This is a genomic window from Rhodobacteraceae bacterium M382 (assembly GCA_025141015.1).
GTDB lineage: Bacteria > Pseudomonadota > Alphaproteobacteria > Rhodobacterales > Rhodobacteraceae > Aliisedimentitalea > Aliisedimentitalea scapharcae.
In genome coordinates this window covers 1696643-1721349 of sequence record CP081098.1, presented here as the reverse complement: position 1 = coordinate 1721349, position 24707 = coordinate 1696643, and the positions used below count along the sequence as shown (strand labels likewise).

The 24707-nt window shown below is 57.0% G+C and carries 25 protein-coding genes; 11 read left to right on the top strand and 14 right to left on the bottom strand.

Annotation, left to right across the window (positions count from 1 at the left end; all coding sequences use genetic code 11):
* Positions 1–15: 15 nt before the first annotated feature.
* On the top strand, positions 16–477 hold the full coding sequence (locus tag K3727_07880; GenBank protein ID UWQ92687.1) for an Lrp/AsnC family transcriptional regulator: 462 nt from the start codon (positions 16–18) through the stop codon (positions 475–477).
* A gap of 109 nt (positions 478–586) precedes the next feature.
* Here the strand turns inward: K3727_07880 and K3727_07875 are convergent, their stop codons facing one another.
* The 3 genes from K3727_07875 to K3727_07865 form a co-directional block, all read right to left on the bottom strand.
* Entirely contained in the window at positions 587–1159 is a 573-nt protein-coding gene (locus K3727_07875; protein ID UWQ92686.1) for a hypothetical protein, read from the bottom strand.
* Between the two features lie 188 nt (positions 1160–1347).
* Entirely contained in the window at positions 1348–1968 is a 621-nt protein-coding gene (rpsD, locus tag K3727_07870; GenBank protein UWQ92685.1) for a 30S ribosomal protein S4, read from the bottom strand.
* Between the two features lie 308 nt (positions 1969–2276).
* Complete coding sequence (locus K3727_07865) at positions 2277–3338, bottom strand: Hint domain-containing protein (GenBank protein ID UWQ92684.1); 1062 nt, start codon at positions 3336–3338, stop codon at positions 2277–2279.
* A gap of 386 nt (positions 3339–3724) precedes the next feature.
* Between K3727_07865 and K3727_07860 the strand changes: the two genes are divergently transcribed.
* The 3 genes from K3727_07860 to K3727_07850 are packed head-to-tail and all read left to right on the top strand — an operon-like array spanning position 3725 to position 5820.
* A complete protein-coding gene (locus tag K3727_07860; GenBank protein UWQ92683.1) occupies positions 3725–4189 on the top strand; it encodes a nuclear transport factor 2 family protein in 465 nt (154 codons plus the stop codon).
* A gap of 15 nt (positions 4190–4204) precedes the next feature.
* The gene (locus tag K3727_07855; GenBank protein ID UWQ92682.1) at positions 4205–4828 is read left to right on the top strand and encodes a pyridoxamine 5'-phosphate oxidase family protein; all 624 of its coding nucleotides are present in this window, start codon (positions 4205–4207) and stop codon (positions 4826–4828) included.
* 11 nt (positions 4829–4839) lie between these two features.
* Complete coding sequence (locus K3727_07850; GenBank protein UWQ92681.1) at positions 4840–5820, top strand: alpha/beta hydrolase; 981 nt, start codon at positions 4840–4842, stop codon at positions 5818–5820.
* Positions 5821–6051: 231 nt separating this feature from the next.
* Here the strand turns inward: K3727_07850 and K3727_07845 are convergent, their stop codons facing one another.
* The 4 genes from K3727_07845 to K3727_07830 form a co-directional block, all read right to left on the bottom strand.
* Entirely contained in the window at positions 6052–7383 is a 1332-nt protein-coding gene (locus tag K3727_07845; GenBank protein ID UWQ92680.1) for an MmgE/PrpD family protein, read from the bottom strand.
* 146 nt (positions 7384–7529) lie between these two features.
* Positions 7530–8972 (bottom strand): coniferyl aldehyde dehydrogenase, encoded by a 1443-nt coding sequence (locus K3727_07840; protein ID UWQ92679.1) that lies wholly within the window; start codon positions 8970–8972, stop codon positions 7530–7532.
* A 224-nt stretch (positions 8973–9196) separates the two neighbouring features.
* A complete protein-coding gene (locus K3727_07835; protein UWQ92678.1) occupies positions 9197–11437 on the bottom strand; it encodes a mechanosensitive ion channel in 2241 nt (746 codons plus the stop codon).
* Positions 11438–11842: 405 nt separating this feature from the next.
* A complete protein-coding gene (locus tag K3727_07830) occupies positions 11843–12466 on the bottom strand; it encodes a GntR family transcriptional regulator (GenBank protein ID UWQ93310.1) in 624 nt (207 codons plus the stop codon).
* A 333-nt stretch (positions 12467–12799) separates the two neighbouring features.
* Here K3727_07830 and K3727_07825 point away from each other — a divergent pair, with 333 nt between their 5' ends.
* The 6 genes from K3727_07825 to K3727_07800 all read left to right on the top strand — a co-directional run bounded on the left by K3727_07825 (position 12800) and on the right by K3727_07800 (position 18121).
* Positions 12800–13987: an ABC transporter substrate-binding protein gene (locus tag K3727_07825; GenBank protein ID UWQ92677.1), complete on the top strand. Its 1188-nt coding sequence runs from the start codon at positions 12800–12802 to the stop codon at positions 13985–13987.
* 84 nt (positions 13988–14071) lie between these two features.
* Entirely contained in the window at positions 14072–14941 is an 870-nt protein-coding gene (locus K3727_07820; protein UWQ92676.1) for a branched-chain amino acid ABC transporter permease, read from the top strand.
* Positions 14942–14945: 4 nt separating this feature from the next.
* Positions 14946–15926: a branched-chain amino acid ABC transporter permease gene (locus tag K3727_07815; GenBank protein UWQ92675.1), complete on the top strand. Its 981-nt coding sequence runs from the start codon at positions 14946–14948 to the stop codon at positions 15924–15926.
* Complete coding sequence (locus tag K3727_07810) at positions 15923–16705, top strand: ABC transporter ATP-binding protein (GenBank protein ID UWQ92674.1); 783 nt, start codon at positions 15923–15925, stop codon at positions 16703–16705. The genes K3727_07815 and K3727_07810 overlap by 4 nt, the downstream gene beginning before the upstream one ends.
* Positions 16706–16708: 3 nt before the next feature.
* A complete protein-coding gene (locus K3727_07805) occupies positions 16709–17431 on the top strand; it encodes an ABC transporter ATP-binding protein (protein UWQ92673.1) in 723 nt (240 codons plus the stop codon).
* A 6-nt stretch (positions 17432–17437) separates the two neighbouring features.
* Positions 17438–18121, top strand: coding sequence for an aspartate/glutamate racemase family protein (locus tag K3727_07800; GenBank protein ID UWQ92672.1), 684 nt, complete (start codon positions 17438–17440; stop codon positions 18119–18121).
* 230 nt (positions 18122–18351) lie between these two features.
* Here K3727_07800 and K3727_07795 read toward each other — a convergent pair whose 3' ends face one another.
* The 4 genes from K3727_07795 to K3727_07780 all read right to left on the bottom strand — a co-directional run bounded on the left by K3727_07795 (position 18352) and on the right by K3727_07780 (position 21131).
* Positions 18352–18765: a GFA family protein gene (locus K3727_07795; GenBank protein ID UWQ92671.1), complete on the bottom strand. Its 414-nt coding sequence runs from the start codon at positions 18763–18765 to the stop codon at positions 18352–18354.
* 37 nt (positions 18766–18802) lie between these two features.
* The gene (locus K3727_07790; protein ID UWQ92670.1) at positions 18803–19717 is read right to left on the bottom strand and encodes an AEC family transporter; all 915 of its coding nucleotides are present in this window, start codon (positions 19715–19717) and stop codon (positions 18803–18805) included.
* 64 nt (positions 19718–19781) lie between these two features.
* Positions 19782–20519 (bottom strand): SDR family oxidoreductase, encoded by a 738-nt coding sequence (locus K3727_07785; GenBank protein ID UWQ92669.1) that lies wholly within the window; start codon positions 20517–20519, stop codon positions 19782–19784.
* A gap of 9 nt (positions 20520–20528) precedes the next feature.
* Positions 20529–21131, bottom strand: a complete 603-nt coding sequence (locus tag K3727_07780; protein ID UWQ92668.1) for a glutathione S-transferase family protein — start codon at positions 21129–21131, stop codon at positions 20529–20531.
* A 138-nt stretch (positions 21132–21269) separates the two neighbouring features.
* Between K3727_07780 and K3727_07775 the strand changes: the two genes are divergently transcribed.
* Positions 21270–21749, top strand: a complete 480-nt coding sequence (locus K3727_07775; GenBank protein UWQ92667.1) for a helix-turn-helix transcriptional regulator — start codon at positions 21270–21272, stop codon at positions 21747–21749.
* Between the two features lie 100 nt (positions 21750–21849).
* Here K3727_07775 and K3727_07770 read toward each other — a convergent pair whose 3' ends face one another.
* The 3 genes from K3727_07770 to K3727_07760 all read right to left on the bottom strand — a co-directional run bounded on the left by K3727_07770 (position 21850) and on the right by K3727_07760 (position 24559).
* A complete protein-coding gene (locus K3727_07770; GenBank protein UWQ92666.1) occupies positions 21850–22803 on the bottom strand; it encodes an alpha/beta hydrolase in 954 nt (317 codons plus the stop codon).
* A 114-nt stretch (positions 22804–22917) separates the two neighbouring features.
* Positions 22918–23805 (bottom strand): helix-turn-helix transcriptional regulator, encoded by an 888-nt coding sequence (locus tag K3727_07765; protein UWQ92665.1) that lies wholly within the window; start codon positions 23803–23805, stop codon positions 22918–22920.
* A gap of 211 nt (positions 23806–24016) precedes the next feature.
* Positions 24017–24559, bottom strand: a complete 543-nt coding sequence (locus K3727_07760; protein ID UWQ92664.1) for a YaeQ family protein — start codon at positions 24557–24559, stop codon at positions 24017–24019.
* Positions 24560–24707: the final 148 nt, after the last annotated feature.

Sequence of the window (24707 nt, the reverse complement as noted above, 5' to 3'; positions counted from 1 at the left end):
GTCATACGATCTGGTATGGGCGAATTTCCAGATCATATTGACAGATCCTTGTTGCGCGAATTGCAGCGGGATTCTTCTTTGTCCCAACGCGACCTGGCGGATCGTGTCGGCCTGTCTCAGAATGCCTGTTGGCGCCGGCTCAAGGCGTTGAACGAATCTGGCGTGTTGCAGGGTTCAGGAGCACGGGTTGATCGTCAGGCATTGGGATTGGATCTGGTGGTTTTTGTGATGTTGCGCACCCGGCACCATTCGACAGAATGGCTGCAACAGTTCCGCCGTCATGTCCTGACAATTCCCGAGGTCATCGATTTCCATCGGATCGGTGGGGATTATGACTATTTGCTCAAAGTGGTCACCCAGGACATGGCCAGCTATGACAGCGTGTATCAGCGGCTGATCGAAGCCGTCGAGCTGGACAGCGTGACCTCGTATTTCGCCATGGAAGCTATCGCCGAAGCCCGCCCCCTACCCGTCTGAAGACTATGCGTCGCCCAGGGTTTGCCCATCTGCTGCACACGAACCCCAAAGAGAAACGGAAAACGCCCCCAAAATTGGGGGCGTCGTAGATTAAGAGTGCAGATTGGGATTAATGGCCGAACGCCTTGTTGGGCATCCAGGTTATCCGCTTGCCTGCCGGTGCGGACCGCATATGCAGGCATGACGTCCCAAGACGTTGGAAATAAACAATATCTAGCGGATACCAACCAGCCACAGGGACTTCAACTTCGGACCCATAGGTGGGTTCACACGGCTGACGGCCGTCAAATCGGCTAACAAGTTGACCACCAATTTTGGCCCTCAGGCCGTCATTGCTGAGAAAATCGATATTATAAACGCCGGGGGCATCGAATTTCACATAGCCTTTGATCTTGGCCACGACATGCAAGGCCCGCTTGGATGTCAGCGTCTTGTCGCCTTCATTGGTATCGCGATAGTCCAATCCTTTGAGTGGACGTCCCGCCTGCGCCCCTTTTCTGAGCGCAGCATCCGCATCATTCAGGGACTTCACCTCGTCTGGGTAAGCATAGACGACGGACAAACCCGACCGTAATCCCGATGGCTGCGGGTTGGCAGGTTTCAGTTTTAACGGCGCTGCGGCCACAAGGGTCGCACAGCAAAAGGCAACAACGGCCAGCGTCCCGGTTAATAACGGTTTCATCCAATTCTCCCATTTGTGCCCGGCCTGGTGTTCAGATCTTGATCGAGGGCCTTGGTTGCAGGGTCAGTTTAACCAGCTGAGACGCGGAGGAAACTGTTTTTTGGATCTGTCGGCCATCAGAGGCCAGATGCAAAAAAGGCCACGCAAACTGCGCGGCCTTTCCAAATTCGTGATTGCTTCGGCGAAGATTAGTTCTTCGCGTAGAATTCAACAACCAGGTTCGGCTCCATCACAACCGGGTAAGGCACATCGCTCAGGCCCGGTGCGCGCACGAATGTGGCGGTCATTTTGGAGTGATCAACGTCCAGGTAATCCGGAACGTCACGCTCGGCCAGGGCAGCAGCTTCCAGAACGGAGGCCAGTTGCTTGGACTTGTCGCGAACCTCGATCACGTCGCCTTCCTTGACACGGTAGGACGGGATGTTGACGCGCTTGCCGTTCACTTTGACGTGACCATGGTTCACGAACTGACGGGCTGCAAAAACGGTAGGAACGAATTTGGCGCGATAGACAACGGCGTCCAGACGACGTTCCAGCAGACCGATCAGGTTTTCACCTGTATCACCTTTGACACGCTCTGCGTCGCCATAGATGCGACGGAACTGTTTCTCGGTCAGGTCGCCGTAGTAGCCTTTCAGCTTCTGCTTGGCGCGCAGCTGAATACCAAAGTCGGACAGTTTACCCTTGCGGCGCTGACCGTGCTGGCCGGGGCCGTATTCGCGGCGATTCACCGGGGATTTCGGACGGCCCCAGATGTTTTCGCCCATACGGCGGTCAATTTTATACTTGGCAGACGTGCGTTTGGTCACGGCTGATCTCCTTCGTTAAGGTCGCGGCCCGGTTTGGGCTGCTATGAAGGGCGTTGTCCTCTTGCCTTGCGACATGACAGGGATCTCCTTGCGGAGGCCACCAACACCAATGAAGCCGCGCTTATATGCGGCACGGCAGCAATGTCAACGCCAATTCGCACAGTTCCAACAGTCTCGTCGGACTCCGACCCTATAGAGGTTTCACCAAGTGATGTGTCAATCCATCAGAAGCCGGGCCATCAGAAGCCAAGAGAAATCAGGGACGCGCCCCGAGCGCTATGGAAACGCCCTGGCACCGCGCGCCCTGCTCAGGCTGCTTCGTGCAGGAACAATGCGGCCTCCGAAGCCGTCAAATTGCGCCGCGCAAAAGTCCCATAGGTATGGGGATCACGTTCGAGCCCTGGCATCAACCCAAACAGACGGGTTCGGTCCATATCATCCAGGCCAGACATCGCCGCATTGGCAGGATGGAAGCTTTCGGTTTCAACGCCATTGGCCCACAGGATCTGGTGATCTTCAAGAAGCAGGTGAATATAGGTCACTTCACGCACGGACGTATCCGTCACAATCGTGGATCCATTCACCAATTCTCGCGCCGCCACCAACACTTCGGGCGTATTGAACAACGCCAGCGCTGCATCACCGCGAACCAGCATGCGATGTTCAGGCGATACCAACAGCTCCTCTTCCGGTCGCCCAATCCCCAATGCACCCATTTTAATCCGTACCGGGCGTAGTTTCGGCATTACGAACAGGCGCGCGCCAGTCATACGCCGCGCTCCGATCCACTGGACTTCCTTTGGACCATTGTCCCGGGTCTGGACTTTGTCTCCTTCGCGCAGGTCCTGCACAAGGCAAGGTCCATCCGGGGTCATGATCCGGGTTCCAGGGGTAAAACAGATGACACCACCCTGGCGCGCCTCGGCGCGCCGGGTCATTCCTCCCAAAGAATGATGGACAACCCACAGATCTACATTCGCGGGTGGAATATCATCAACAAACATCAAAAGCGGGGTCTGTCCCGGCCCCACTTCGATGACTGTAATCGTGAAGCTTTGGGCACCATTGGTCACCACAAAGCTGCTGTCGAGAATGGGATCCTCGACTTCAATCGCCTCTACATCTGTACGATTCTGGACCGCAGCCCCAACAAGACGACGCACTTTTCGTGCCGCGCGCCTGCGAAGCTCATCCTCTCCGTTTGCACCATCCAGCCGCAACAAACCCGTCGGGCCATCAACGCGGACTACGTCCCCACGCCACGACCACGCCGCCCCCACTTCGAGAGCCTCAATTGGAGCGGCATTCAAGCCGTCCACATCCGTTTGCGACCAGGAAATGACAAACGTGCCACGAAAGCCCGTTTTCATCTGCCTATACGCCTGCCTCTGTCTTTTTTTATTACCTGGGACGTTAACAGAGCCGATTCGTCAGGGAAAGGCTTTTGTTATCATCAATTTGAAGCGTGTTCCTAACACCTCAGTTTGTCATCGCCCCCTTGCATCACATGACCGCACCATGATGTTTCCGCCCCCCCGACTTTGACGTTTCGGACATTTATATGAACAGATCGGTGCACTAATAAAGAAGTTTGAAAATAGCTTACCTCATTCAAAGACTTGAAATCATTGGACTCTCCAAAAGCATCATCTTTTGAAATCCTTTCCATCACAATTTTAGCCGTTGAACTGTGAGAAATACGGTCCATATTACCCGTAACGATACAGATCGGTACACCTTATGAATTGGATTACTCATGACCCGACCACCCCTGCCTCCCTTCACGTTCGAAACCGCCATTCAAAAAGTCCGTGCCGCCGAGGATGCCTGGAATTCTAGAACGCCTGAGATCGTAACCCCCGCCTATTCACCCGATAGCCAATGGCGCAATCGCGCGGACTTCCTGCAAGGTCACAGCGAAATATCCGCTTTTCTCACCCGAAAGTGGCAGCGCGAACACGAATACCGCCTGATCAAAGGGCTCTGGACCGTGGCCGGGAACCGGATTGCAGTACGTTTTGCCTATGAATGGCATGACGCGGACGTTCGGTGGTTCCGCTCCTACGGGAATGAAAACTGGGAATTTGCGTCCGACGGGCGGATGCAGCGACGTATCGCCAGCATCAATGACCTGCCCATCTCCGAGTCGGATCGCCTGTTTCACTGGCCGTTGGGGCCGCGCCCATCGGATCACCCCGGTCTTGACGCGTTAAACCTGTAAAGAAAGGACACCCCCATGCCCCGCGCATTTGCTGAGATCGCTTTTACCCCGTCTGTGCAGGCCGAACAGGCCCGAATGGGCAGCGCTGCTGGATATGCCAAATTCCTGTCGCCCGAGCGCAATGGCGGCGATGCCTTGGGCCCCGATGAGGCCCAGTTCATCCATATGCGCGACGGGTTCTATCAGGCAACCGTGTCGGAAACCGGCTGGCCCTATGTCCAGTTTCGGGGCGGGCCCCGCGGGTTCTTGCGGGTGCTGGACGCGCGCACCATCGGCTATGCCGACCTGCGCGGAAACCGCCAATACATCAGCCTTGGCAATCTGACAGACAATGCCCGGGTATCGCTGATCCTGATGGATTACCCCAATCAGGCCCGGCTCAAGCTCTGGGGTACCGTTCGCACGGTAGAGGCCGCGCAAGACCCGGATCTGATTGCCCGCCTGATGCCCGACGGACAGGACATGACGGCGGAACGGGCCGTGCTGATCGACATTGCCGCCTTTGATTGGAACTGCCCCCGCAATATTCCCCAGCGCCTCACACTCGAAGAGCTGGATCCGTTTCTGGAACCTCTACGGGAACGCATATCGCGACTGGAAACGGAAAATGCGGCGCTCAAGGCATCGACATCTTTGTAAAACCCTCCCTCATGAAAGGTAATCACATGCCCCCCAAGACACTCCAAACGTTACGTGCCGCCCTGCTGGGCAGCGCAATTCTGCTCGCAGCAGCGCTTTCCTCGGCGGTGGATGCCGGACAAGCGCCCCAAACCAAAGCCACATTCAAAACCCAACAGATTGACGGGCTGACCATCGCCTATCGCGAAGCCGGAGATCCGGCCAATCCAACCGTTCTGCTCCTGCACGGGTTTCCCACGTCCTCGCATATGTTCCGCAACCTGATCCCTGAATTGGCCGAACGTTATCACGTGATCGCGCCGGATTACCCCGGCTTTGGCGCGTCGGACATGCCGGATGCAGCCACGTACGATTATGGCTTTGAAAACAACGCCCGCATCGTCACTGAATTGCTGGATGCCAAAGGCGTCGATCAGTATGCGGTCTATCTGATGGATTACGGTGCGCCGGTTGGATATAGAATGTTCGCCAACGACCCCGAACGGGTCAGCGGGTTCATCATTCAGAACGGCAATGCCTATGACGAAGGGCTGCGTGAATTCTGGGATCCGATCAAAACCTATTGGGCCAATCCCAGCGCAGAGAACGGCGACACCTTGCGGGCATTTCTGACCATGGATGCCACAAAATGGCAGTTCACCCACGGGACTCAAAACCCAACAGCGATCAGCCCAGACAATTTCTGGCACGTTCAGTATCTGCTGGATCGCCCCGGCAATCAGGAAGTTCAGCTCGAGATGTTTCTGGATTATGGCACCAATGTTGCCGAATACCCGAAATGGCAGGCCTTGTTCCGGGAACATCAGCCGCCGACGCTGTTGATGTGGGGCAAGAACGACGTGATCTTTCCCGCTGATGGGGCATATCCGTACCAACGCGATCTGAAAGACGTAGAATTCCACCTGCTAGACACCGGACATTTCGCGCTCGAAGAATTCGGCGAGGAAATCGCATCGGAAATGATTGATTTTCTGGATCGCACGATGCGCTAGGCCAAACTGGGAGACAGACCAAAACGCCGCTCCATTGGGGCGGCGTTGATCGTTGGCGCGGCCAGGGCGTCGAATGCACCCGACTTGGTCTCTGACTTCGCCTCCACTGGTCGTGTCGTGCCTGACAACACCAACCCGACAAGTCACGCCCAGTTTCACCCCGCCAGGTCCCCCTTTATCGCTCTGGAGTCAGGCCATTTCCCTGGCTGCTCTGCCCGATTTTGCGTTGGGTCATGATGCCTGCGGATGCAAACAGGCGATGAGATCCCTCAGCGACGGCGCAGGCGTACCCCCGGACAGGATGCTGGCAATCTGTTGGCGGGCCTCAGTCGATAGCCGCGCGGTGCCGTAGTGGTCCAGTTTGGCCACAAGCTCGGCATCTGCCAACGGTGCATCAAAATTGCCCCGCGCCACGGCGGCCTTCGAAACCAATCGACGCCCGTCCCGCATGGACAGGGTCACATCGGCAAACCGTTCATCAGGAAAGGCCGCGTTGTAGTCGTCGGATTCCGCAAAGCAGACCCGATCGACAAGCTTCCAGATCTCGGGCTGGTCATAGCAGCCCGGCAAAAGATGGTCCGGCAGGATCGTCGCGTGCCGCAGGGCCAATGCCACCGCCAATGGCAAGCTGTATTGCGCCGTATCCCCATCCGCAGGGCGACGAGACGCCAGACGGGTTGCTTCGTGAAAGGTGGTCACTAGAATCTCTGTCACGTCTTCAAACGCGACCTCATGGTCCCGCATCAGGGTCAAAACGGCTTCGACCGGGGGCTGGCCCCATCGGCAAATCGGGTAGGCTTTGAAATTGCTTTCGAGGATCCGCCAGCGGTGCCCCAGATCGGCCCAGATTTCGGCCACCTCTGGTGCCTCGCAGGTGATGGCCGGTGCGCCCGTGAACCCGTCTTCGGCCAGATCGGCGGCCGACACCCCGGTCAATGCGCCCCAGGCGCTGCTGTCCTTGACCATGGATGGATGATCAATACAGCGCATCATCTGGGCCCGCGGACCATAGTATTCCGCAATGCCCAGTGCATGCCGGGTCCCGTCGTGGCCCAGTCCCCGCAACCGCGCAGCGATGGCCGCACAGCCCAGCGCGTTCCACGCCCCGGACGAATGGTAGTCCGGCACTGTAGCGTGCAACGAGAGCGCAGATCGGATCGCAATTTCGTGCCCCACCACCAGATGTGTCAAAAGATCATCCAAGTCCCCAGCCGGATCTGCCCCAAGTTCGGCCAGAACCGTCGGAACCAACGCGACGCTGGCGTGCCCCTTGCAGGATTGATGCCCATCATGCCCGTCGATGGCATCAATGGTCGCCGCCCCCGCAAAGGCAAAGCCGACGGGATTAACCAAACGCCCGTCAAACGGCATCGCCAACGCGCCGCCATAGCGGCGCACTGCGTGGTCGCGGGCAATCCGACTGGTGTCGGTCTCCATCCCTGCGACCCAGATCGCAATCGTATCCACCAGACAGCGGCGCGCCATATGCAGCACGGCAGGCGGCAGATCGGTTGATTTCAGGCCGTGAATGAACTCTACCGCTTTCAGCTGTGTTCCAGCCATCTGTGATTCCTCTCTCGTGTTTGGATCACAAAACCACCCACCCAATGGGTCGCCTGCCCGCCTGTGATTTCACTCCCTGTGATTTCACTCTGGGCATTCATGCCAAGCTTTACGGTTTGCGACAAACACAAGGACCGCACCGACAGTCAGCGTTTGACAAGAGTTTTCAGATACGCCCGAAACGCACGCCCATAGGGGGGGCGCAGAAACCTGAGCAGATCGGGCTGCATCTGGCGGAACACGGCCTTTTGGTGACTGAATTCGCGAAATCCGTCCTTACCATGATAGTGTCCCATCCCTGATGGACCCACTCCGCCAAACGGAAGATTGTCCTGGCTGATATGCATGATTGTGTCATTCACCGTCACCCCACCCGACACGGTCTGGGACAGGACGTCGTGTTCTTCGCGACGCGAACGGCCAAAGAAATACAAGGCAAGTGGACGGGGATGCGCATTCACATATTGGATTGCCGCGGCAGTATCTGGGCAATCGCGCACAGGCAAAAGCGGTCCGAATATCTCCTGTTGCATGACCGCCATATCATCGGTCGCTCCCAGGATCAGGGTTGGCGGCAATTTGTGATGAGGTTGCTGTGCAAAATCTTCGCTCTTGGGGTTCAGTTCGACAATGTTCGCCCCCTTGTCGCGGGCGTCACGCAAATAATCCTGCATTCGGTCATAATGCGCCTGGTTCAGGATCGAGGTATAGTCGGGGTTGTCCCTGAGCCCACTGGGGAACATCTGGTCGACGGCCTTTTCTGCCGCCGCTGCAAATTTCGCCTGTTGGTCCTTGGAAAGCAGCACGTAATCGGGGGCAATGCAGATCTGGCCCGCATTGAATATCTTGCCGTGCATAATGCGGGTTGCCGCCATTTGCAGATCGGCCGAAGCGCCAATGATCACCGGGGATTTCCCGCCCAGTTCCAGCGTCACGGGAACCAGGTTTTCAGCAGCCGCGCGCATGACATGGCGCCCGACAGCGGTCGACCCGGTAAACACGAGATGATCCAACGCCAACGCAGAAAACGCCGCCCCCGTCGCCGCGTCCCCGGTGATGACACTGACCTCTTGCGGGGCAAATGACTGAGCAATCAGTCGGGCGGTCAGCGCCGAGGTTTCGGGGGTAAACTCTGACGGTTTCATCAACACGCGATTGCCTGCCGCCAAAGCTCCGGCGAGCGGAACAAACATCAGATTCAGTGGAAAATTCCACGGGGCCATGATCCCCACAACACCCTTGGGCTGGTATTCGATCCGGCCACTTGCTCCGGTCAACCCCAGTGGAAACTCCAACGCCCGGCGACTGGGCCGCATCCAGGATTTCACGTGTTTGCGTGCATGTCGCAGCGCATTGATTGACGTGGCCACATCGGCAAAGGCGGTGAAATCGGGAGACCGATGGCCAAAATCCGCGCTCAGGGCCTGCTGGTAGTCGGATTTATGGGTGACCAGAAGGTCGATTGCCCGGCTCAACCGATCCATTCTCAGGCGCGCAGAAGGCGTGCCTTCGTGGTTCTGCGCCGCCCTTTGCGCGTGCAGCAACGCTACACCGGCAAAGACAGAGGAATGTGGGTCGTTTTGGGTCATGAACATATCCCTGTGATCGCGGACATGGGCTGTGCAACACACCCACTCAGGCCGGTTGCCAACCCTTGCTTGCAACCTAGGCGGTTCACCGGCCAGGAACCAGAAAACCGTTGCGGCACCTTAAACAGTAGAAACGCAAATGCCCCGGGCCAGACCAGCCCGGGGCATTTGACGATTGTTACGAAGGCCGGCGTCAATGGCGGCCGCGCGTCCGGATCAAAAGATCAGCGATCATCCTTTGGTGCGGCCGAGCCTGCGCCCTGATCGGCGGGTTCCGCCGCCTCGGCCACAGCCGCAGACAACGTTTTCTTCTGTTCTTCTGTCAATGGATGCTGGTCGTGCCCTTCGGGCATATTCACCCGAACTTCCTTGCGGGCAAATTCAATCCCGTTCTCTTCGAACGCTTTTTGAACCTTGTTGTAGATGTCCTTGCGCATCATGAATTGGGTGCCCGGTTTTGCGGTAAACTTACCGCGCAGCACAATACCCACGTCATTCACATCCGCGACCCCCTGGGATTTGAACGGTGCCAGCATGTTTTCTGCATGGGCCGGATCCGCCATCAATTCCTGACCGATCTTCTTGAACAGCTTGCGCACTTTCTCAAGGTCGGTGTCAAACGGCACGGTAAACTTGAGCTTCATGATCACATAGTCACGGCTGTGGTTGGTCAGCTTGGCAATTTCGCCATAGGGTACGATATGCACCGGGCCGGTGGCATCGCGCAGACGCAATGACCGCACAGAGATGCTTTCGATCGCGCCCAATGTCCCGCCGACATCGACGAATTCACCCAACCGGAACGCATCATCCAGCAGGAAGAACACGCCCGACACCACATCCTTGACCAGGGTCTGGGCCCCAAAACCAATGGCCAGCCCCAACACGCCCGCCCCAGCGAGCAACGGGGCAATATCAATCCCGAACTGCGAGATCGTCAGCAGGGCCGTGATGGTAATAATCGTCGCCTGAGCCGCCATATGGATCAGCGGCAAGACCGAAACCAGACGGCTTTTGCCTGCACCACCAGCTTCGGCATCTTCGCTGGTTTGTTCGGCTCCTCCGGTTTCTTCGGCCAGACGGTTGTTCACCCAGAGGTTCAGAATCTCCCAGATGATATAACCGACGGCAACCACCAACAGCGCCTCGATGCCGTTCAGAGCCACCTTCTGACCCATGCTGCCTTCTTGCAGGTTTCCGACACCCAGTCCCCAAAGTTTACCGATCATCAAAACCAAAGACGTAATCAACAGCACCCGGCCGATACGAACATAGCTAAAGCGGATTTTCTGGCTTGCCTCGATCGCGACCTGGCTGGTGGAGTCCGGTTTGGGAACAAAGTGATTGACGAAGCCGCGCAGGACCGTGTCCAGAAACGGTGCAGCAACCACCAGAACCAACCCCGATACGCTGGCCACTGGAGTGATTGAACGCACATCGTTTGCGATCAGGATCTGCATGGTCAACCAGTTGAGCGACACCAGGATCATGGTGACCTTGGGCCACCAGGCCGCCATCCGCGCCAACCCGGTTGTCTGGTTGTCATCATTGCCCAGCAGAATAGATGTCAACCCGGCCCGCGCACGCCAGGTCACATAGATGATCCAGGCATGAATGGCGAACCCGGCATAAAACCGCAGGCCATTTTTCCACTCCAGCGACGCATCCATCATCTGGCCGTTCACAAAAAATGCGGCCCCCCCAACGAACGCAATCCCGACAAAGCTGCGTGAAATGAACTGGGCTGTCCAATCATCAGTCGTGACCGTACGCAGGTCCGGCCGATGCGGTGCCAGCAGAAACCGGAAAATCGCCCGGGCGATCAGAGGGGTCAACAACAGTAGCGAAATCATCGACGCCGCCAATGTCGCGTCATTCGGCATGGTAAAAATAAGGCGCGCCACGGCGAGCGACGCAATCGCAAAGGCAATCAAACCGGCCCCATCCATAAAGAAGCGCAAGGTCAACGTTCTGACCTGATCGCCCAATTCATCCCCGATCTCATCATGAACATTCAAGTTGCGCCGCAGCTTGGAGACCACAAAGCTGGCCAACATGCTCGCGCCGAAACCGACCGCTACAGCCGCTGCCAGCTTGAGCGCAAACAAGCTGAGCCCACCGATGCCCATCGTGGCAATAAACCCGCCAAAAGCCGCCAACAATGTCGCGATGAAGCTGGGTAGAATTCCAAAGCTGGCTTTGACATAGGAAACAAAATTCACCGCCGCGGTTTTCAAGGCCCCTATCAAAGTCGGCTGTTCCCCGTCCGCGACGGGAACCGCCGACGTTTCCTGGGACATGGCTGTCAGGAACTGGCTCAGGGCATTGACCTGGTCCTGGTTCAGCGTCGATGACAGATCATCAACAGTCTGCTGCAACTGTGTCGTGTCCACGGCTTGTGCATTGGCGACCGGCGCCATCAGAAAAACCATGATCGCCGTCACTGCGACGCACATCAGTGACATCAACGTGTCTCTGGCTAAAGTTATTTCGGGTTTGAAACCGCGCGGCATGTTCTAACTCCAATGTCGCAGCGCGTCCTCTTCGCCAAGCCGTGGACAATTCTGGCCTGTCGAAAAATCGCGGTGCGCTCCTGTAAAATAGGCGAAGGTCATTAATCCCGAGGATAGTAGGATGTGGTTTTGCCCAACACAACCATACAGTTGGCTACGCTTTCACATCTCTGACCCGCTGTAACCCGCAGGTTTTGCGGCACCTGCAAACCCGCAACGGGCCTCCCGGAGCAACAGGTCTACGCCAAGGAAGATGGGCGGCGCGATCCTGGGACACTTGTTCCGCCGACGTTGCAAAGCCCGGTGTTGTTTATCTGCGCGCCAGGCGAAATGCCTGTGATCAACGCGAGAATACGATCAGGTGGATCCCAGAATATGGGCCAGATCGTCCTCTGGCTGGCGTCGTACATCCATATCCAAACCGTGTTGAATATGATTCAGATGCGAAATCAGCAGCTGTTCGGCCCGGTCCGGGTCCCGGGCCTCTATCGCTTCGAGTATTCTGATGTGTTCGTCATCCGGGCAAATGGCGTTTTCTGACGAACCGAACAGACCGACAATCAAAGACGTGCGCGTGACCAGCTCTCGCATCATGCGTGTGATAAAGTTGTTTCCGGTCGCTTGCGCGAGCTTTGTATGAAATTCACCGGACAGACGGATTATTTCGGTGCGTTCGTTTCCCTTGTGGGCATCATCCTCTAGCGCAATATGATCAGACAAAAGCGTCAAGCTGGCCTTGCTCGCCTGCTGTGCCAGTTGCCGAACCAGCGGCGGCTCGATCAGCATCCGGGCAGCAAAAACATCGTTGGCTTCGGATTTGTCCGGACAGGCGACGAACGCACCACGATTCGACTGTAGGTCGATGATTCCCTGACTGGACAGCAACAAAAGCGCCCGACGAACCCGCATACGCCCCACACCAAAAGTCTCGCACAGGCGCGCTTCGCTCAGCTTCGTGTTCGGCGCCAACCGCTGTTCCATCACGGCCTTATAGATTCGCTCGACGATCAGATTTTCGTCCGGTTCAAATGAAATATCCTTTTCACCTGGGCCGGTTGGCTGAGATTTGGTGCTCACTCTGAAACCTTTCAACTACGTCTGGTTGGACGGCACCGGGGGCACCCGATACATCTAAACTTTAAGTCAGCCTTGCACCAAGTGCGAGAGCTTTTTGTCGACCACTTGTGCAAATTGTGTTGACAAAAATTGTTAACAATCGTGAAGTCAAGGCGCGGCAGACGTGATGCGCCCATCAGATTTGCCGATCAATAACGGTGCCCAAGGCGCTGAAATCGAATTCAACGGGAGATGAAAATGCAACGTAGAACACTGATAAAGGCAGCGGTGACAGCTGTGGCACTCACAGCGGTCCAGGCCACGACAGTTGTTGCGGAAAATCCAGTCCTAAAAATCGGCTTTGTTGGCGTGACCAGCGGTCCGGCTGCGGCTTGGGGGATTTCAAACCAGCGTTCGATGGAGGCCCGCGCGGCCTGGTTGAACGAAACCGGTGGCTACACCATCGGCGGCACAACCTATGACATCGAAATCGTGTCATTTGACGATCAGAAAGACCCCAAACGCGCCATTGCCGGTATGGAAAAGATGGCCCAGGAAGGCATCCACTACGTGGTCGGCCCCAATGTCGATGACGGCGCGGCAGCCGTGCGCCCGGTGGCCGAGGCCAACGGCATCATGTATTTCCCCTATGCCTTCCCCAAATCGCTGTACACAGCGCCCGCATCCAACGCGGTTCTGGGCATGGTGGCGAATTACCAGTCTGGCCCCGCGATCTATAAACACCTGATGGAAAACGAAGGCGTCAAAACCGTCGCCTTCATCGCAGCAAATGAATCCGACCCGCTGAGCCAACGCGACGGCGGCGTTGCGGCGGCAAAGGCGCTGGGGTTGGAGGTGGTCTCTGACAATGTGACCTATCAGGTCGATACCACGGATTTCACCCCGGTTCTGACCCCGATCATGCGCACACGCCCCGATTTGTTGGTGCTGTCCGGGGTATCGCCTGCAAATGCGCCCCAGCTGATCCGCTCGGCGCGCGAGTTGGGTTTCCAAGGATTGATTTCCACTGAAACCGCGCAGGATGCCGGTGTTCTGGCCGAAGGGGCTGGGGATCTGGCCAATGGGTTCATTTCGGTCGGCGGTGCGTCCACGCCGGAACTGGCCTCGCCCATGATGAAAGAATTCGTCCAGCGTTACACAGATATGTTCGGCGAATATAACGATGAATCCAACACCAAGGTTTATGCCCTGGAATATATCCTGGAAACGCTCAAGGCGGATCCGGCGGCCATCAATGATGTGGGGTCGTTCCAGACCACCATGGACACATTCGAGGCTCCCAACCCCTATATGAATGGCGACGCCAAGCTGCGCTATGTGGGGATGTCGTCCTTTGGTCAGCGCCGTCAGGTGGCTGTGCCGCTGGTGGTGAATGTCTATCGCGACGGTGCGTTTGAAACGCTGTTCGTTGCCGAAGTCGACTAAGACCAACTCCCCTTGCCAGGTTTTTCCTGAGCAGACTTTCCCGGGCCGTTCTGGCCCGGGGCTTTTCCAAGAAAGAAAGCCGTCATGGAACAGATATTGGCTAATGGTGTCTATCTGGGGTCCCAATACGCAATGATCGCGTTAGGTCTGACCCTGATTTTCGCCCTGATGAATGTCCTCAATTTTGCTCATGGCCAAATGTATGTGATCGGCGGTTTCGTCACCTATACATTCTATGGCCAGTGGGGTGTGCCGTTTGTGCTCGCCCTGATCATGTCCTGCGTCACCCTGGCCATTCTGGGCGCGCTGATCGAAAAACTCCTGTTTGCCCCTGTGATCAAGGCATCCGCCCGCGAGGAAAGCACGATGCTGCTGGCCGCCGGGATCGCCTTTCTGCTCGACGCGGTGATCCTGTTGGTGTTCGGAGAGAAACAACGCGGTGTCCCAAAGATCGTCGATGGCGTGTTCAACTATGATTTCCGCCTGATCATGCCCTATGACCGGATATTGATCTGTGTTCTGGCGATCCTGTCGATTGTCGCATTCATCGGGTTGATGCAATACACCAAAACCGGTCGCGCCCTGCGTGCGCTGGCCCAGGACCGCACGGCTGCCCAGTTGATGGGGGTGAATGTGGACCGCTATTCGATGATCGGCTTTGCGCTCGGCGCGATGCTGGCCGGGCTGGTCGGTGGCCTGCTGGTGACCATCACCGGCGTGAATCTGGGCATGGGCGGACCAACATCAATCAAGGCATTCATGATGGTGATGATCGGTGGAGCCGGCGTGATCTCCGGAGCGATCTGGGGGGGCATTATTCTTGGCTTCATGGAGGCTATCGGCCTGGCGGTTCTCTCGCAATATGGCGACATCACCTATCTGCTGATTTTCGTGTCGCTGATGATCTTTCTTGCCATCCGGCCTCAGGGCCTGATGGGCAAGCCGTGGGGTTGATCTGATGATGAAATTCTCTGCAAAACAACTGATTGGCGTCGGAGTGTTCCTGTTTGCCATCTTTGTCGGCGTGCCGCTGATCATCGGGGCAACGGGGCGTTGGGACTTTTACTTTACGCTCACGTCGGTCGCGCTTCTGGCCATCGCAAGCGCCGGGGTCTGGCTGACCTTCTACATCGGCCGCATCAACATCGGTCAGGGTGCCTTTGCCCTGATCGGGGCCTATGTGTCGGCCATTCTGGTGGTCAAGGCCGGGTGGTCGTTCTGGATCTCGCTGCCCGCGGCTGGATTGTTCGCGGCCCTGGTCGCGGTGGTGATCGGCCTGCCGATCCTGCGGTTGCGCGGCGTCTATTTCGCGATGATCACCCTGGTTCTGACCCAGGTGGTGACGCTGACCGCTCTGGCCCTGCCCATCACCAATGGGGCCAAGGGGATTTCGTCGATCCCCCTGCCCGCGGGCATGTCAATCCTGGGTATCCCGCTGATCCCTGATTTCGCCGCCATGGCCAACACCAAACTTGCGTTCTACTACACGGCCTGCATTCTGATGATTGCCACCTATGCCGCCCTTTATCGTCTGGTGAACTCACGGTTGGGTCATCTGTGCCGGTCCATGCAGCAGAACGAGGAATTGGCCAGCTCGATCGGTGTCAACATCTCATATATCCGCATCGTCGTCTTTGCCATATCCAGCTTCTTTGGCGGCATCGGCGGAGCAATGTTCGGATCCATCGCCCAGTCGGTCTATCCTTCCAGCTTTCAGGTCGCGGACTCGGTAAACTTCATGCTCAACTGCTTTTTGGGTGGGCTGGGGTATGTCTTTGGTCCGATGCTGGGCACGCTGGTGCTCTACTTTGGCTGGGACCTTTTGTTCGAGCTCGGGAAGTACCAGATGCTGGTCTATTCGATCATCCTGATCGCGGTGATCCGTTTTCTCCCCAATGGGCTGCTGAGCCTGCGTATCGGCAAAGGGGGTGAAAAATGAGCGCTCTGCTACAGGTCAAAAACGTGACCAAAAAATACGGTGGCTTGACCGCAAACAACGACATCAACTTTGACGTTTCCGAAAACGAAATCCTGTCGGTGATCGGGCCCAATGGGGCCGGGAAATCGACCTTGTTCAAGATGATCTCCTCGTTTACCCCCACCACAACAGGCGAGGTGCTGTACCGCGGCGAAAGGATTTCCAACCTCAAACCGCACATCGTGGCGCGAAAAGGCATCGTTCGAACGTTCCAGGAAACCACGATCTTCAAAAGCATGACTGTGCGTGAAAGCGTGGTCGTGGCCCAGCATCTGCGCGCCAAGGCGTCGCTGGCCGGGTACTTCTGGGGGTCCAAAACCGCCAGGGAAGACGTTACTGCCTTTGGCCAATACGCCGACGAGCTGCTCGACTTTCTGGGCATGTCCGCGATCAGCAACGAACTGGCCAGCAACCTGCCCCAGGGCAATCTGCGCGCGTTGGGCATCGCCATCGGTCTGGCAACAGACCCCAAGGTTCTGCTTCTGGACGAACCTTTTGCAGGCATGAACCATGATGAAACCATGAACATGGTCGATCTGGTACGTTCGGTGCGTGACGAACGTGGCGTGACCATCATGCTGGTGGAACACGATATGCCCGCAGTCATGACGATTTCGGACCGGATCGTCGTGTTGAACTTTGGCGAAAAGATCGCCGAAGGCACACCGTCGGAAATCCAGAACAATGAAAAAGTCATCGAAGCCTATCTGGGCAGTGTCGATGATGAAATCGGGATGTAAGCCATGACAGCACTGTTGGATTTCAAAGACGTCGAGCTGTATTACGACCATGTCTATGCGCTGAAGGGGGTGTCGCTGACCGTCAACCAGGGCGAAACCGTTGCGTTGATCGGTGCCAATGGTGCCGGGAAATCGTCGATCCTGCGCGCCATTACCGGGCTGGCCAATCCGGTCAAAGGCTCTGTCACGTTCGAAGGCGACCGCGTGGATGGTGTCAATCCGTCCAGCATCGTCAAACGCGGCATTGCCATGGTGCCCGAAGGGCGGCGGGTGTTTCCATTCATGTCGGTCAAGGACAACCTGATGATGGGGGCCTTCACCCGCACCAACAAGGCCGACATCCAGACCACCTTGGACAGCATTCTGACCCGCTTTCCGCGGCTCAAGGAACGCTACACACAGGCGGCTGGCACATTGTCGGGCGGCGAACAGCAGATGATGGTGATCGGGCGCGCCCTGATGGCCAAACCCAAGCTGTTGCTGCTGGATGAACCCAGCCTGGGGATCGCGCCCAAGCTGGTTCAGGACATTGCCCGTTCAATCGTTGCTATCAACCGCGACGAAGGGGTGTCCGTGCTGCTGGTGGAACAGAATTCGCGCATGGCGCTCAGCATTTCGCACCGCGCCTATGCCATGGCCACCGGCAATGTGGTGATCGAAGGCAAGTCCAAGGAATTGCTGCACGATGACCGGATCAAGGCAGCGTATTTGGGCGGCGAGGTCTGATCGGACATGAAAATCCTAGTCATTAACCCCAATACCACTGTCTCGATGACACAGAAGATTGCAGCTGCCGCGCGCTCTGTGGCGCGCGATGACACCGAAATCGTTGCCGCAAACTCGCAAAGCGGACCGGCCAGCATTCAGGGCTTTCTGGACGTCGCAACATGCGTTCCAGGTCTTCTGGATGAAGTCGCAAGACATCCGGATGTGGATGCGATCGTCATTGCCTGCTTTGATGATACCGGGCTGGATGCCGTGCGCTCTCTGGTTTCGGTTCCTGTCTTGGGTATCGGCGAAGCCGCCTATCACGCGGCAGGTATGGTCGCGACCAAATTCAGCGTCATCACCACCCTGTCCCGCTCGGTTCCGGGGCTGGAAAACAATCTGATGCGTTATGGCCTGTCCCGGAAATGTGCGCGCGTCAGGGCCACGGACATACCTGTGCTCAAACTCGAGGACGGTGATCCTGAAACCCTGCTCAAAATTCGCTCTGAAATCCGCCAGGCAATCGAACAGGACAACGCCGAAGCGATTGTTCTGGGGTGCGCGGGAATGGCCGATCTGATGGCGCAACTCAGTGTGGATTTTGGTTTGCCGGTTATCGACGGTGTTTCGGCGGCGGTGACATTTGCCGAAGCGTTGGTCAACAACAGGCTGACGACGTCCAAAATCGGGGCTTATTCCGCTGGATGATTGACCTGCCCCGGTTGCCACGGTGGTGCGACCACTTCAGGGGCCTGGCGCTGTGCATGAATTTTGGGCTGTGCAGGGCGCGGATAACACTCGCAGTGCGACGTCGCGCATTGATCTGCATGGTCGGGAGTCCGTGAATTGGACCTGACCTTGCAGATCAATCCGCCCCAGCGTTCGAGGCGGAAGTGTTCCAAGTCTCGCAAAAATATCCATGCCGAGGGCTTGTGTTCCTATCGGGGCATCTCATCGGACTTTGGCAGGTTCGGATCCATCACGTCCCAAGGCTGCGCGCTCTTTACAAAGATGTCACGACTGGGCGCGTACCAACTCGGATCGTCCAGGCTGCCTGCATAAATCACGATCGCCCCTTCGCCCGCACCGTTAATCAGAAACAATGGCGAGCCGCATGTCGCACAAAAACCCCGGCGCATGGCATGTCCACGATCGGCTGGGCGTTCAAACCAGCTTGGCTCACCCTGCTCGATTTTGAAATCGGATTGCTTAACCAGAACCGCGGGGAAATAGGCACCCCCGGTGGCCTGCTGACAATGGCGGCAATGACAATTGCCCATGTATCGTGCAGGACCTGAAGAGGTATAGCGGATCGCACCGCAGGCACAGCCGCCTGAAAAACTATCTGTCATGTTTTCTCCTTGCTACAATTTTCATTTGTCTGCCGCACTATAGCGCTGCTGCCAGTGTCACTGTGACCAAAGATCCTATCGATGAATAAAGAATGGCACGGGCGATGGCGTCAACCCGCACGCCATAGTTCAGTGCCATCATGAAGGCCATGACCCCACAAGGCGCAGCTGCCACCATCATGGCCGGGTTGCGCTCCTCGGGTGCCAGTTGCAGAACACCGGCAAAAATCACCCAGGCGAGCAACGGGTGAACCACCAGCTTCACACCTGTGATGACCACCGGCAACATAGGTCGGGACCCGCTGGCCTTCCGGCTCAGAATGACGCCAAGCGCGAACAACAGCACCGGCGACGCCGTGCCGCCCAGAAAGTCCGTGAAGACGTCAAAGCCCCTGGGCACCGACAAGCCCAGCACGCCGACAACAAGCCCAAGTGCCATGGCAACCAAGGGAGGATTGCGCGCGATCTTGCCAATTGTGTGCCCAAGAGAAGCATCCTTGGTCGCCAAAACATCCATCAGGATCAAAGACCCGCTGAAAATCAGCATCCCGTCCATGGAGATGATGGCGACAATCGGCGTAACTGCGCCTTCGCCAAACAGGGTGATCGCAATCGGCAGAACGAACAGGATGTGGTTGGTCAGAGCGATGGCCGATCCCAGAAGAGCAGCCTCCATGACATCTGCTTTGAAGATCCGCCGGGCGATCAGGAAACCGGCGGTATATATCAGCAATTCGGTAACAAAATACCCGCCGAGCATGACCAGGTTGAAGTCTCCCAGCGGGGCATTGGCCAGCAATCGAAACCCCAGTGCCGGCATCGCGACGAACATCACGAATTTGTTCAGTGCCATGGCCATGTTGAAATCAAAAATGCCACGCAGACCAAAGACAAAGCCCAGCGCGCCAATCGCAAAGACTGGGAGCACCCCGTTCAGCAATTGGTCGAACATTGCGTCGCTTTCTGTGGGTTTGGGAGAGCGCTGGCGCGCGCGGGGTCACACCCCCCGCCGACGGTCACCATGTTTCAGCGTAGGGGCGGATATCCAGCTCGTGCGTCCAGCCATCGCGCTGTTGGTGATGCAGGGTCCAATAGGTTTCGGCAATGCTTTCGGGGTTCATCAGCGTGTCTGGTGGCAGGCTGTCAGGGTCCTTGCCCGCCTGCTGCATCCGATCACGCACGAATTCGGTATCGACGCCTGCATCAATGACAAGATGCGCCACATGGATGTTTTGCGGCCCCAATTCACGGGCCATCGATTGCGCCAGTCCCCGCAGCGCGAATTTACCCGAGGCAAAGGCGGCATATCCCGAACTGCCACGAACCGACGCGGTTGCCCCAGTGAAGAAGATCGAGCCGCGTCGCCGCGCGACCATGTATTTCGCGGCTTCGCGCCCAGTCAGAAACGCGCCGTACGCGCACATTTCCCAGACCTTGCGAAAGACGCGTTCCGTCGTTTCGAGAATGGGAAACCGAACATTGCCACCGACATTGAAGATGCAGATGTCTATCGGTCCGATCTCACCCTCGACATGCGCGAACATCTCTGTAGCGGTCTCTTCCTTGCGCGCGTCCCAAGTAAAGCCCTGGGCGCTGCCCCCTGCCGCTTCGATCTCGGCAATAAGCGGGGCGAATTTTTCCCCGCGGCGGCGGCCCATCACGACGTGATAGCCACCACTGGCAAAACGCTTGGCAATGGCTGCGCCGATATAGTCCCCGGCACCGATGATCAGACAGATGGGTTTTGCGCTCATACCGTTAGCCTATACCGTTTCTGCCGCCTGAAAGGCGGGCCTGGCCTCGAGCCGGTCCGCATAGGCCGTCAGGTTCGGCAGATGTGCAAAGTCTGCCCCCAAGCGCCGTGCCATGAGAACCGCGTGGCCCGTTATCGTGTCTGCAATCGTGAACTCTCCGGCCAGAAATTCCCGACCTTCCATGTGGCGTTCGACGGCCGCAAGTGTGCGGTTCAAAAGCTTGAGTGCGCGTGCCGCGATCTCATCATTGCGCCGTTCAGGCGGCAACAGGATGGTTTCGACCACATAGGTGTTGATCGGCGGCATGATCATGCCCTCGGCATAGTGCAGCCATTGCAGGTATTCGGCAAAGTTTTGGGCCTCAGGGCCGGGCCCAAGGTCAGGGGCATATTTGGCTGCCAGATACTGCGCGATCGCGGTGCTCTCGGTGATCGTGACGTCCCCATCAACCAGCGTGGGAACACGGCCATTGGGGTTTATCGCCGTGTAGTCGGGGCCACGCATTTCTTTCTGGCCCAGCGTAAATTTCTCCAGCTCATAGGGCTGCCCGATTTCTTCGAGCAGCCAGACAGTGCGCACGGCACGCGATTGGGGTGCAAAATAGACTTTCATGACGGACCTCTCCGAGACCTGCTGGCCAAGTGCCAGCTTCGGGCAAAGCACTTGCAGGGCAGCCCTTTGGGATTTGTTTGACAATCAGGAGACTTCAACTTTAGAAACTAGTCAATTCAAAAAATGAAGTGACCATTCATGAGCCGCTCTGACCTTCCGTCACACTCCTGCACCATCGCACGCGCTGTTGCGCAGGTGGGCGATGAATGGACGCTTCTGATTGTGCGGGAAATGTTCCTCGGCACCCGGCGATTTGACGATTTCCTGCGCCTCACGGGCATGTCGTCCCACCTGCTGTCGCAGCGTTTGAAAAAACTGGAAGCGCAAGAGATCATCCAGCGTGCGCCCTATTCAGTCCGCCCGCCACGCCATGAATACCGCCTGACCGAGAAAGGGCGCGACTTGTGGACGCTCATCATCGCGCTGAAACAATGGGGTGATCGCTGGTTGAACGCCGAGGTTTCACCCGTGCTGATCGTCCACAAAACCTGCGGTCAAGTCGTAAGGCCACAAATGACCTGCCCCGACTGCGGCGAACCGATGGATGCCCACGACGCCGAGGCCAGGCTTTCCCACCCGTTTGAACAGGAACGGCACACCGCAAGGCGTGTGCCGTGAAACCGGCCAGAGGTCACGCCCGGGGACGATGAAACACGTCGCCTCGAGATTGCCGACAGCATGGCAACAATCCCCCTGGCCCGGCGCCTACCTGATCAGGTCAGCCGTCAAGGCCAATGCGGAAGTGTTCGGCCATGGTTTCAGCCGCTCGGGCGACGTCCTCGGGGTTGTCGTAGAAATCGAACTGGGTCACGTCTTCCAGCCACTGTGCCGTCGCATCACCGGCAAAGCCTGCAAGGAAGGTCTGCACGCCCTGCGGAATAGCGGCGCTCTCGGAATGCACAATGGAGAGCGGTTTGTCCAAGCGTTCTGGATTGCCGGCAGGGTGATATGTCAGCCAACCTTCCCATCCTGCATTGTTCCACTTGTCGTCATATTCCGGGATCGCACCGCGGTCGGCTTCGTAGTAGTATCCACCGATTGGCATCAGAACGCCTTCGGCCCCCTCAGGACCAGCGGCAGGAATGATCTCACCACCTTTGGCTTCAGCACCGTGAGAGACTTCGATCAGGCCAGCAACGCCTTGCGCGCCACCATAGACCGCTTCGACGATCTCTTTGTTTTGCAGCCACGGCGCCACCAGACCAAGGCGCTGCACCAGCGGATTGCCGGAAACGGCATCGACCATGTAGCCAGCGGACGCACAGATCCCCAAACCGTTGATGTGATCGACGTCGACTTCGGGCAGGGTTGCGACAAACTCGAAGGCGGCCTTGATGTCCGAGGTTTTGGCTTCGGGGCTTTCTACAAAGCGCAAGCTGTTCGGCAGGTCGCCAGATTTGCCCCACCCCCGGAAATCGAAGGTGAAGGCAGCAAAGCCACGTTCGGCCATCTCGCGGGCATAGTTCGCGGGCATTTGCTCTTGAACGGACGTCCAGGCACCGGTCACGACGACGGTGGGTAGCGGCGCGTCGTTACGCTCTTCTGGCAGATATAAGGTGCCGGACAGGATGGCACCTTCGTTCTCGAAGGTGACGGTACGGGTCTCGACCTGAGCAATGGCGGCCGTGGACGCCATGAGAGCTGCGGCGGCTGTAACGGAAAGCTTTTTCATTGGGGTATCTCCTCGTGGTGATCTGGGTGGGCTCGAAGCCCGATAACCAATGAGATACGCGGTGGCCGGCAGGATTAATTGCACCTGCCCGCCTAAGTTTTGAAGGATTCTGCTTTAGGTCTTTTGAGTGGCCCGATGCGCGCGCGGGGTCCGTCCTGTAAGCTGTTTGAAGCTGCGCGTAAAATGCGCCTGATCCGAGAATCCGCAGGCCAGAGCGATATCCCCAAGCGGTCGCGTGGCGTCTTCCATCATCTTGATGGACTGCTCGATGCGATATGCCATGACGAACTGCATTGGAGTTGTTCCCAATGTTTCCTTAAAGACGCGAGCGAAATGGGAGGGGCTCATGCCCGTCTCCTTTGCCAGCTCTTCAACGGAAATCGTTTGATCCAGCCGACTTTGTACATGGGATAACACAGCCTGGTAGTGCTGCGATGTGAAGCGGGCCGAGAGCTCCACCTCTTCCGGGCGACGTTTGCCATAGCGCTGTAGCAGCTTGACGAGAAACACACGGCTCATTGCCTCGAACATCACGGCAGACGAAATGTCGTCATCTTCCAGTGCGTCGCGCAGGATGACCCCTGCTGCGCAGAGATCGGCGTCGGTGAATTGGGGCAGATCGCAGAGCTGTTGTGGATCGAGCAGTATCCCCAGTTGGGATTGCGCAAATCGTGCGATCTTGCTCGGATCAAGCGTGACGACAATCACATCCGATGGCGCAAACCAGCGCCAGCCTGACCGCATGCCAGCAGGAGTAACGACAATTTCATCTTGGTGGAACGTGAAATCACGCAGCTTTCCATCGCGCCAGTTTTGGACACGGTGCGGGGTGTCTTGAAGGTTCAAGAGCACGTGGTGCTCGGAAAAAACATCCTCCGGCATACTGTCGGGTTCGGCTCGAAAATACCGGACAGACATCAACGCCGCCGCCGACGGGTGATCCAACACATCGCTGTTCAGCAATGGCTCAGATGGATAGATATCTGCATATCTTCGGGGCAAACTGAACTCCAAGCCTCACAAATCGGAAGTCGCCATTGAGAAGTATATGTATCATTCCCTGACTGTGCAGCATTTTTGATTTCGGCTCGACGTAGACATGCGCGGCGTGGGGCACGAATGATCGTCAAGAGCCGTCCGCGTTGAGCAAGCTGGTTGCGACCCCAAATGATGGCATCATCCGGAAGTAGAGCAGATGCTTAATCTCCCGTGCCTACACTGCATTTTTCCATTTGGTCTGGGTCACGTACACGATGCTATCATCAACACTGACCATCACATCGCCATCCTGAATATTGACCTGCAGCTTCATCGAGCGACTTGCAAGGTTTCCCAAGTCACTGGTATCCGTCTCTGAAAAATTGACAACCTGAAGGTTATTAAACCGGGTGGTGCTGTTTTTGATTTTTTCCCACCACACCTCGGCCGTCCTGCCATAACTATAGACAATCACCTCTTTGGCTTTGCCACAAGATTGACGTACGATCTTCTCGCTTGGAAGCCCCAACGCCACCCACAATTCAAGCTCGCCACTCAGGCTTTTGAGCCAAATGTCAGGCTCATCATCAGTTGACAGGCCCTTCGTAAGTTCCAATTGTTCATGGGCATTCAGTGCAAAAGCGAGAAGACGCACCATCAGCCGTTCATCCGTCTCCGAAGGATGTTTGGCAACGGTCAGCTTGTGGGTTTCATAATAATGACGATCCATATCGGAAACGGAAAGCTCGACTTTATAAATAGTGGCTTTTTGCGCCATGATTTTTCCCGGAATAGCGAAGATGAGTGTGTTTAGAGTGCAGCGTGGCTTTGTGAAAGCGGAAAGCGATTGGCATCGCCCGGCGACGTTCACGCCCCTCCGACGACTTAGAGCCATCACAGTCTTGAGCTGGGCACGCATGGCTGGA

Excerpts from the sequence above, each read along its gene's own strand:
- K3727_07880 (UWQ92687.1), top strand. The coding sequence starts at position 16 with ATGGGCGAATTTCCAGATCATATTGACAGATCCTTGTTGCGCGAATTG.
- K3727_07875 (UWQ92686.1), bottom strand. The coding sequence starts at position 1,159 with ATGAAACCGTTATTAACCGGGACGCTGGCCGTTGTTGCCTTTTGCTGT.
- K3727_07865 (UWQ92684.1), bottom strand. The coding sequence starts at position 3,338 with ATGAAAACGGGCTTTCGTGGCACGTTTGTCATTTCCTGGTCGCAAACG.
- K3727_07860 (UWQ92683.1), top strand. The coding sequence starts at position 3,725 with ATGACCCGACCACCCCTGCCTCCCTTCACGTTCGAAACCGCCATTCAA.
- K3727_07855 (UWQ92682.1), top strand. The coding sequence starts at position 4,205 with ATGCCCCGCGCATTTGCTGAGATCGCTTTTACCCCGTCTGTGCAGGCC.
- K3727_07850 (UWQ92681.1), top strand. The coding sequence starts at position 4,840 with ATGAAAGGTAATCACATGCCCCCCAAGACACTCCAAACGTTACGTGCC.
- K3727_07845 (UWQ92680.1), bottom strand. The coding sequence starts at position 7,383 with ATGGCTGGAACACAGCTGAAAGCGGTAGAGTTCATTCACGGCCTGAAA.
- K3727_07840 (UWQ92679.1), bottom strand. The coding sequence starts at position 8,972 with ATGACCCAAAACGACCCACATTCCTCTGTCTTTGCCGGTGTAGCGTTG.
- K3727_07835 (UWQ92678.1), bottom strand. The coding sequence starts at position 11,437 with ATGTCACTGATGTGCGTCGCAGTGACGGCGATCATGGTTTTTCTGATG.
- K3727_07830 (UWQ93310.1), bottom strand. The coding sequence starts at position 12,466 with ATGGAACAGCGGTTGGCGCCGAACACGAAGCTGAGCGAAGCGCGCCTG.
- K3727_07825 (UWQ92677.1), top strand. The coding sequence starts at position 12,800 with ATGCAACGTAGAACACTGATAAAGGCAGCGGTGACAGCTGTGGCACTC.
- K3727_07820 (UWQ92676.1), top strand. The coding sequence starts at position 14,072 with ATGGAACAGATATTGGCTAATGGTGTCTATCTGGGGTCCCAATACGCA.
- K3727_07815 (UWQ92675.1), top strand. The coding sequence starts at position 14,946 with ATGATGAAATTCTCTGCAAAACAACTGATTGGCGTCGGAGTGTTCCTG.
- K3727_07810 (UWQ92674.1), top strand. The coding sequence starts at position 15,923 with ATGAGCGCTCTGCTACAGGTCAAAAACGTGACCAAAAAATACGGTGGC.
- K3727_07805 (UWQ92673.1), top strand. The coding sequence starts at position 16,709 with ATGACAGCACTGTTGGATTTCAAAGACGTCGAGCTGTATTACGACCAT.
- K3727_07800 (UWQ92672.1), top strand. The coding sequence starts at position 17,438 with ATGAAAATCCTAGTCATTAACCCCAATACCACTGTCTCGATGACACAG.
- K3727_07795 (UWQ92671.1), bottom strand. The coding sequence starts at position 18,765 with ATGACAGATAGTTTTTCAGGCGGCTGTGCCTGCGGTGCGATCCGCTAT.
- K3727_07790 (UWQ92670.1), bottom strand. The coding sequence starts at position 19,717 with ATGTTCGACCAATTGCTGAACGGGGTGCTCCCAGTCTTTGCGATTGGC.
- K3727_07785 (UWQ92669.1), bottom strand. The coding sequence starts at position 20,519 with ATGAGCGCAAAACCCATCTGTCTGATCATCGGTGCCGGGGACTATATC.
- K3727_07780 (UWQ92668.1), bottom strand. The coding sequence starts at position 21,131 with ATGAAAGTCTATTTTGCACCCCAATCGCGTGCCGTGCGCACTGTCTGG.
- K3727_07775 (UWQ92667.1), top strand. The coding sequence starts at position 21,270 with ATGAGCCGCTCTGACCTTCCGTCACACTCCTGCACCATCGCACGCGCT.
- K3727_07770 (UWQ92666.1), bottom strand. The coding sequence starts at position 22,803 with ATGAAAAAGCTTTCCGTTACAGCCGCCGCAGCTCTCATGGCGTCCACG.
- K3727_07760 (UWQ92664.1), bottom strand. The coding sequence starts at position 24,559 with ATGGCGCAAAAAGCCACTATTTATAAAGTCGAGCTTTCCGTTTCCGAT.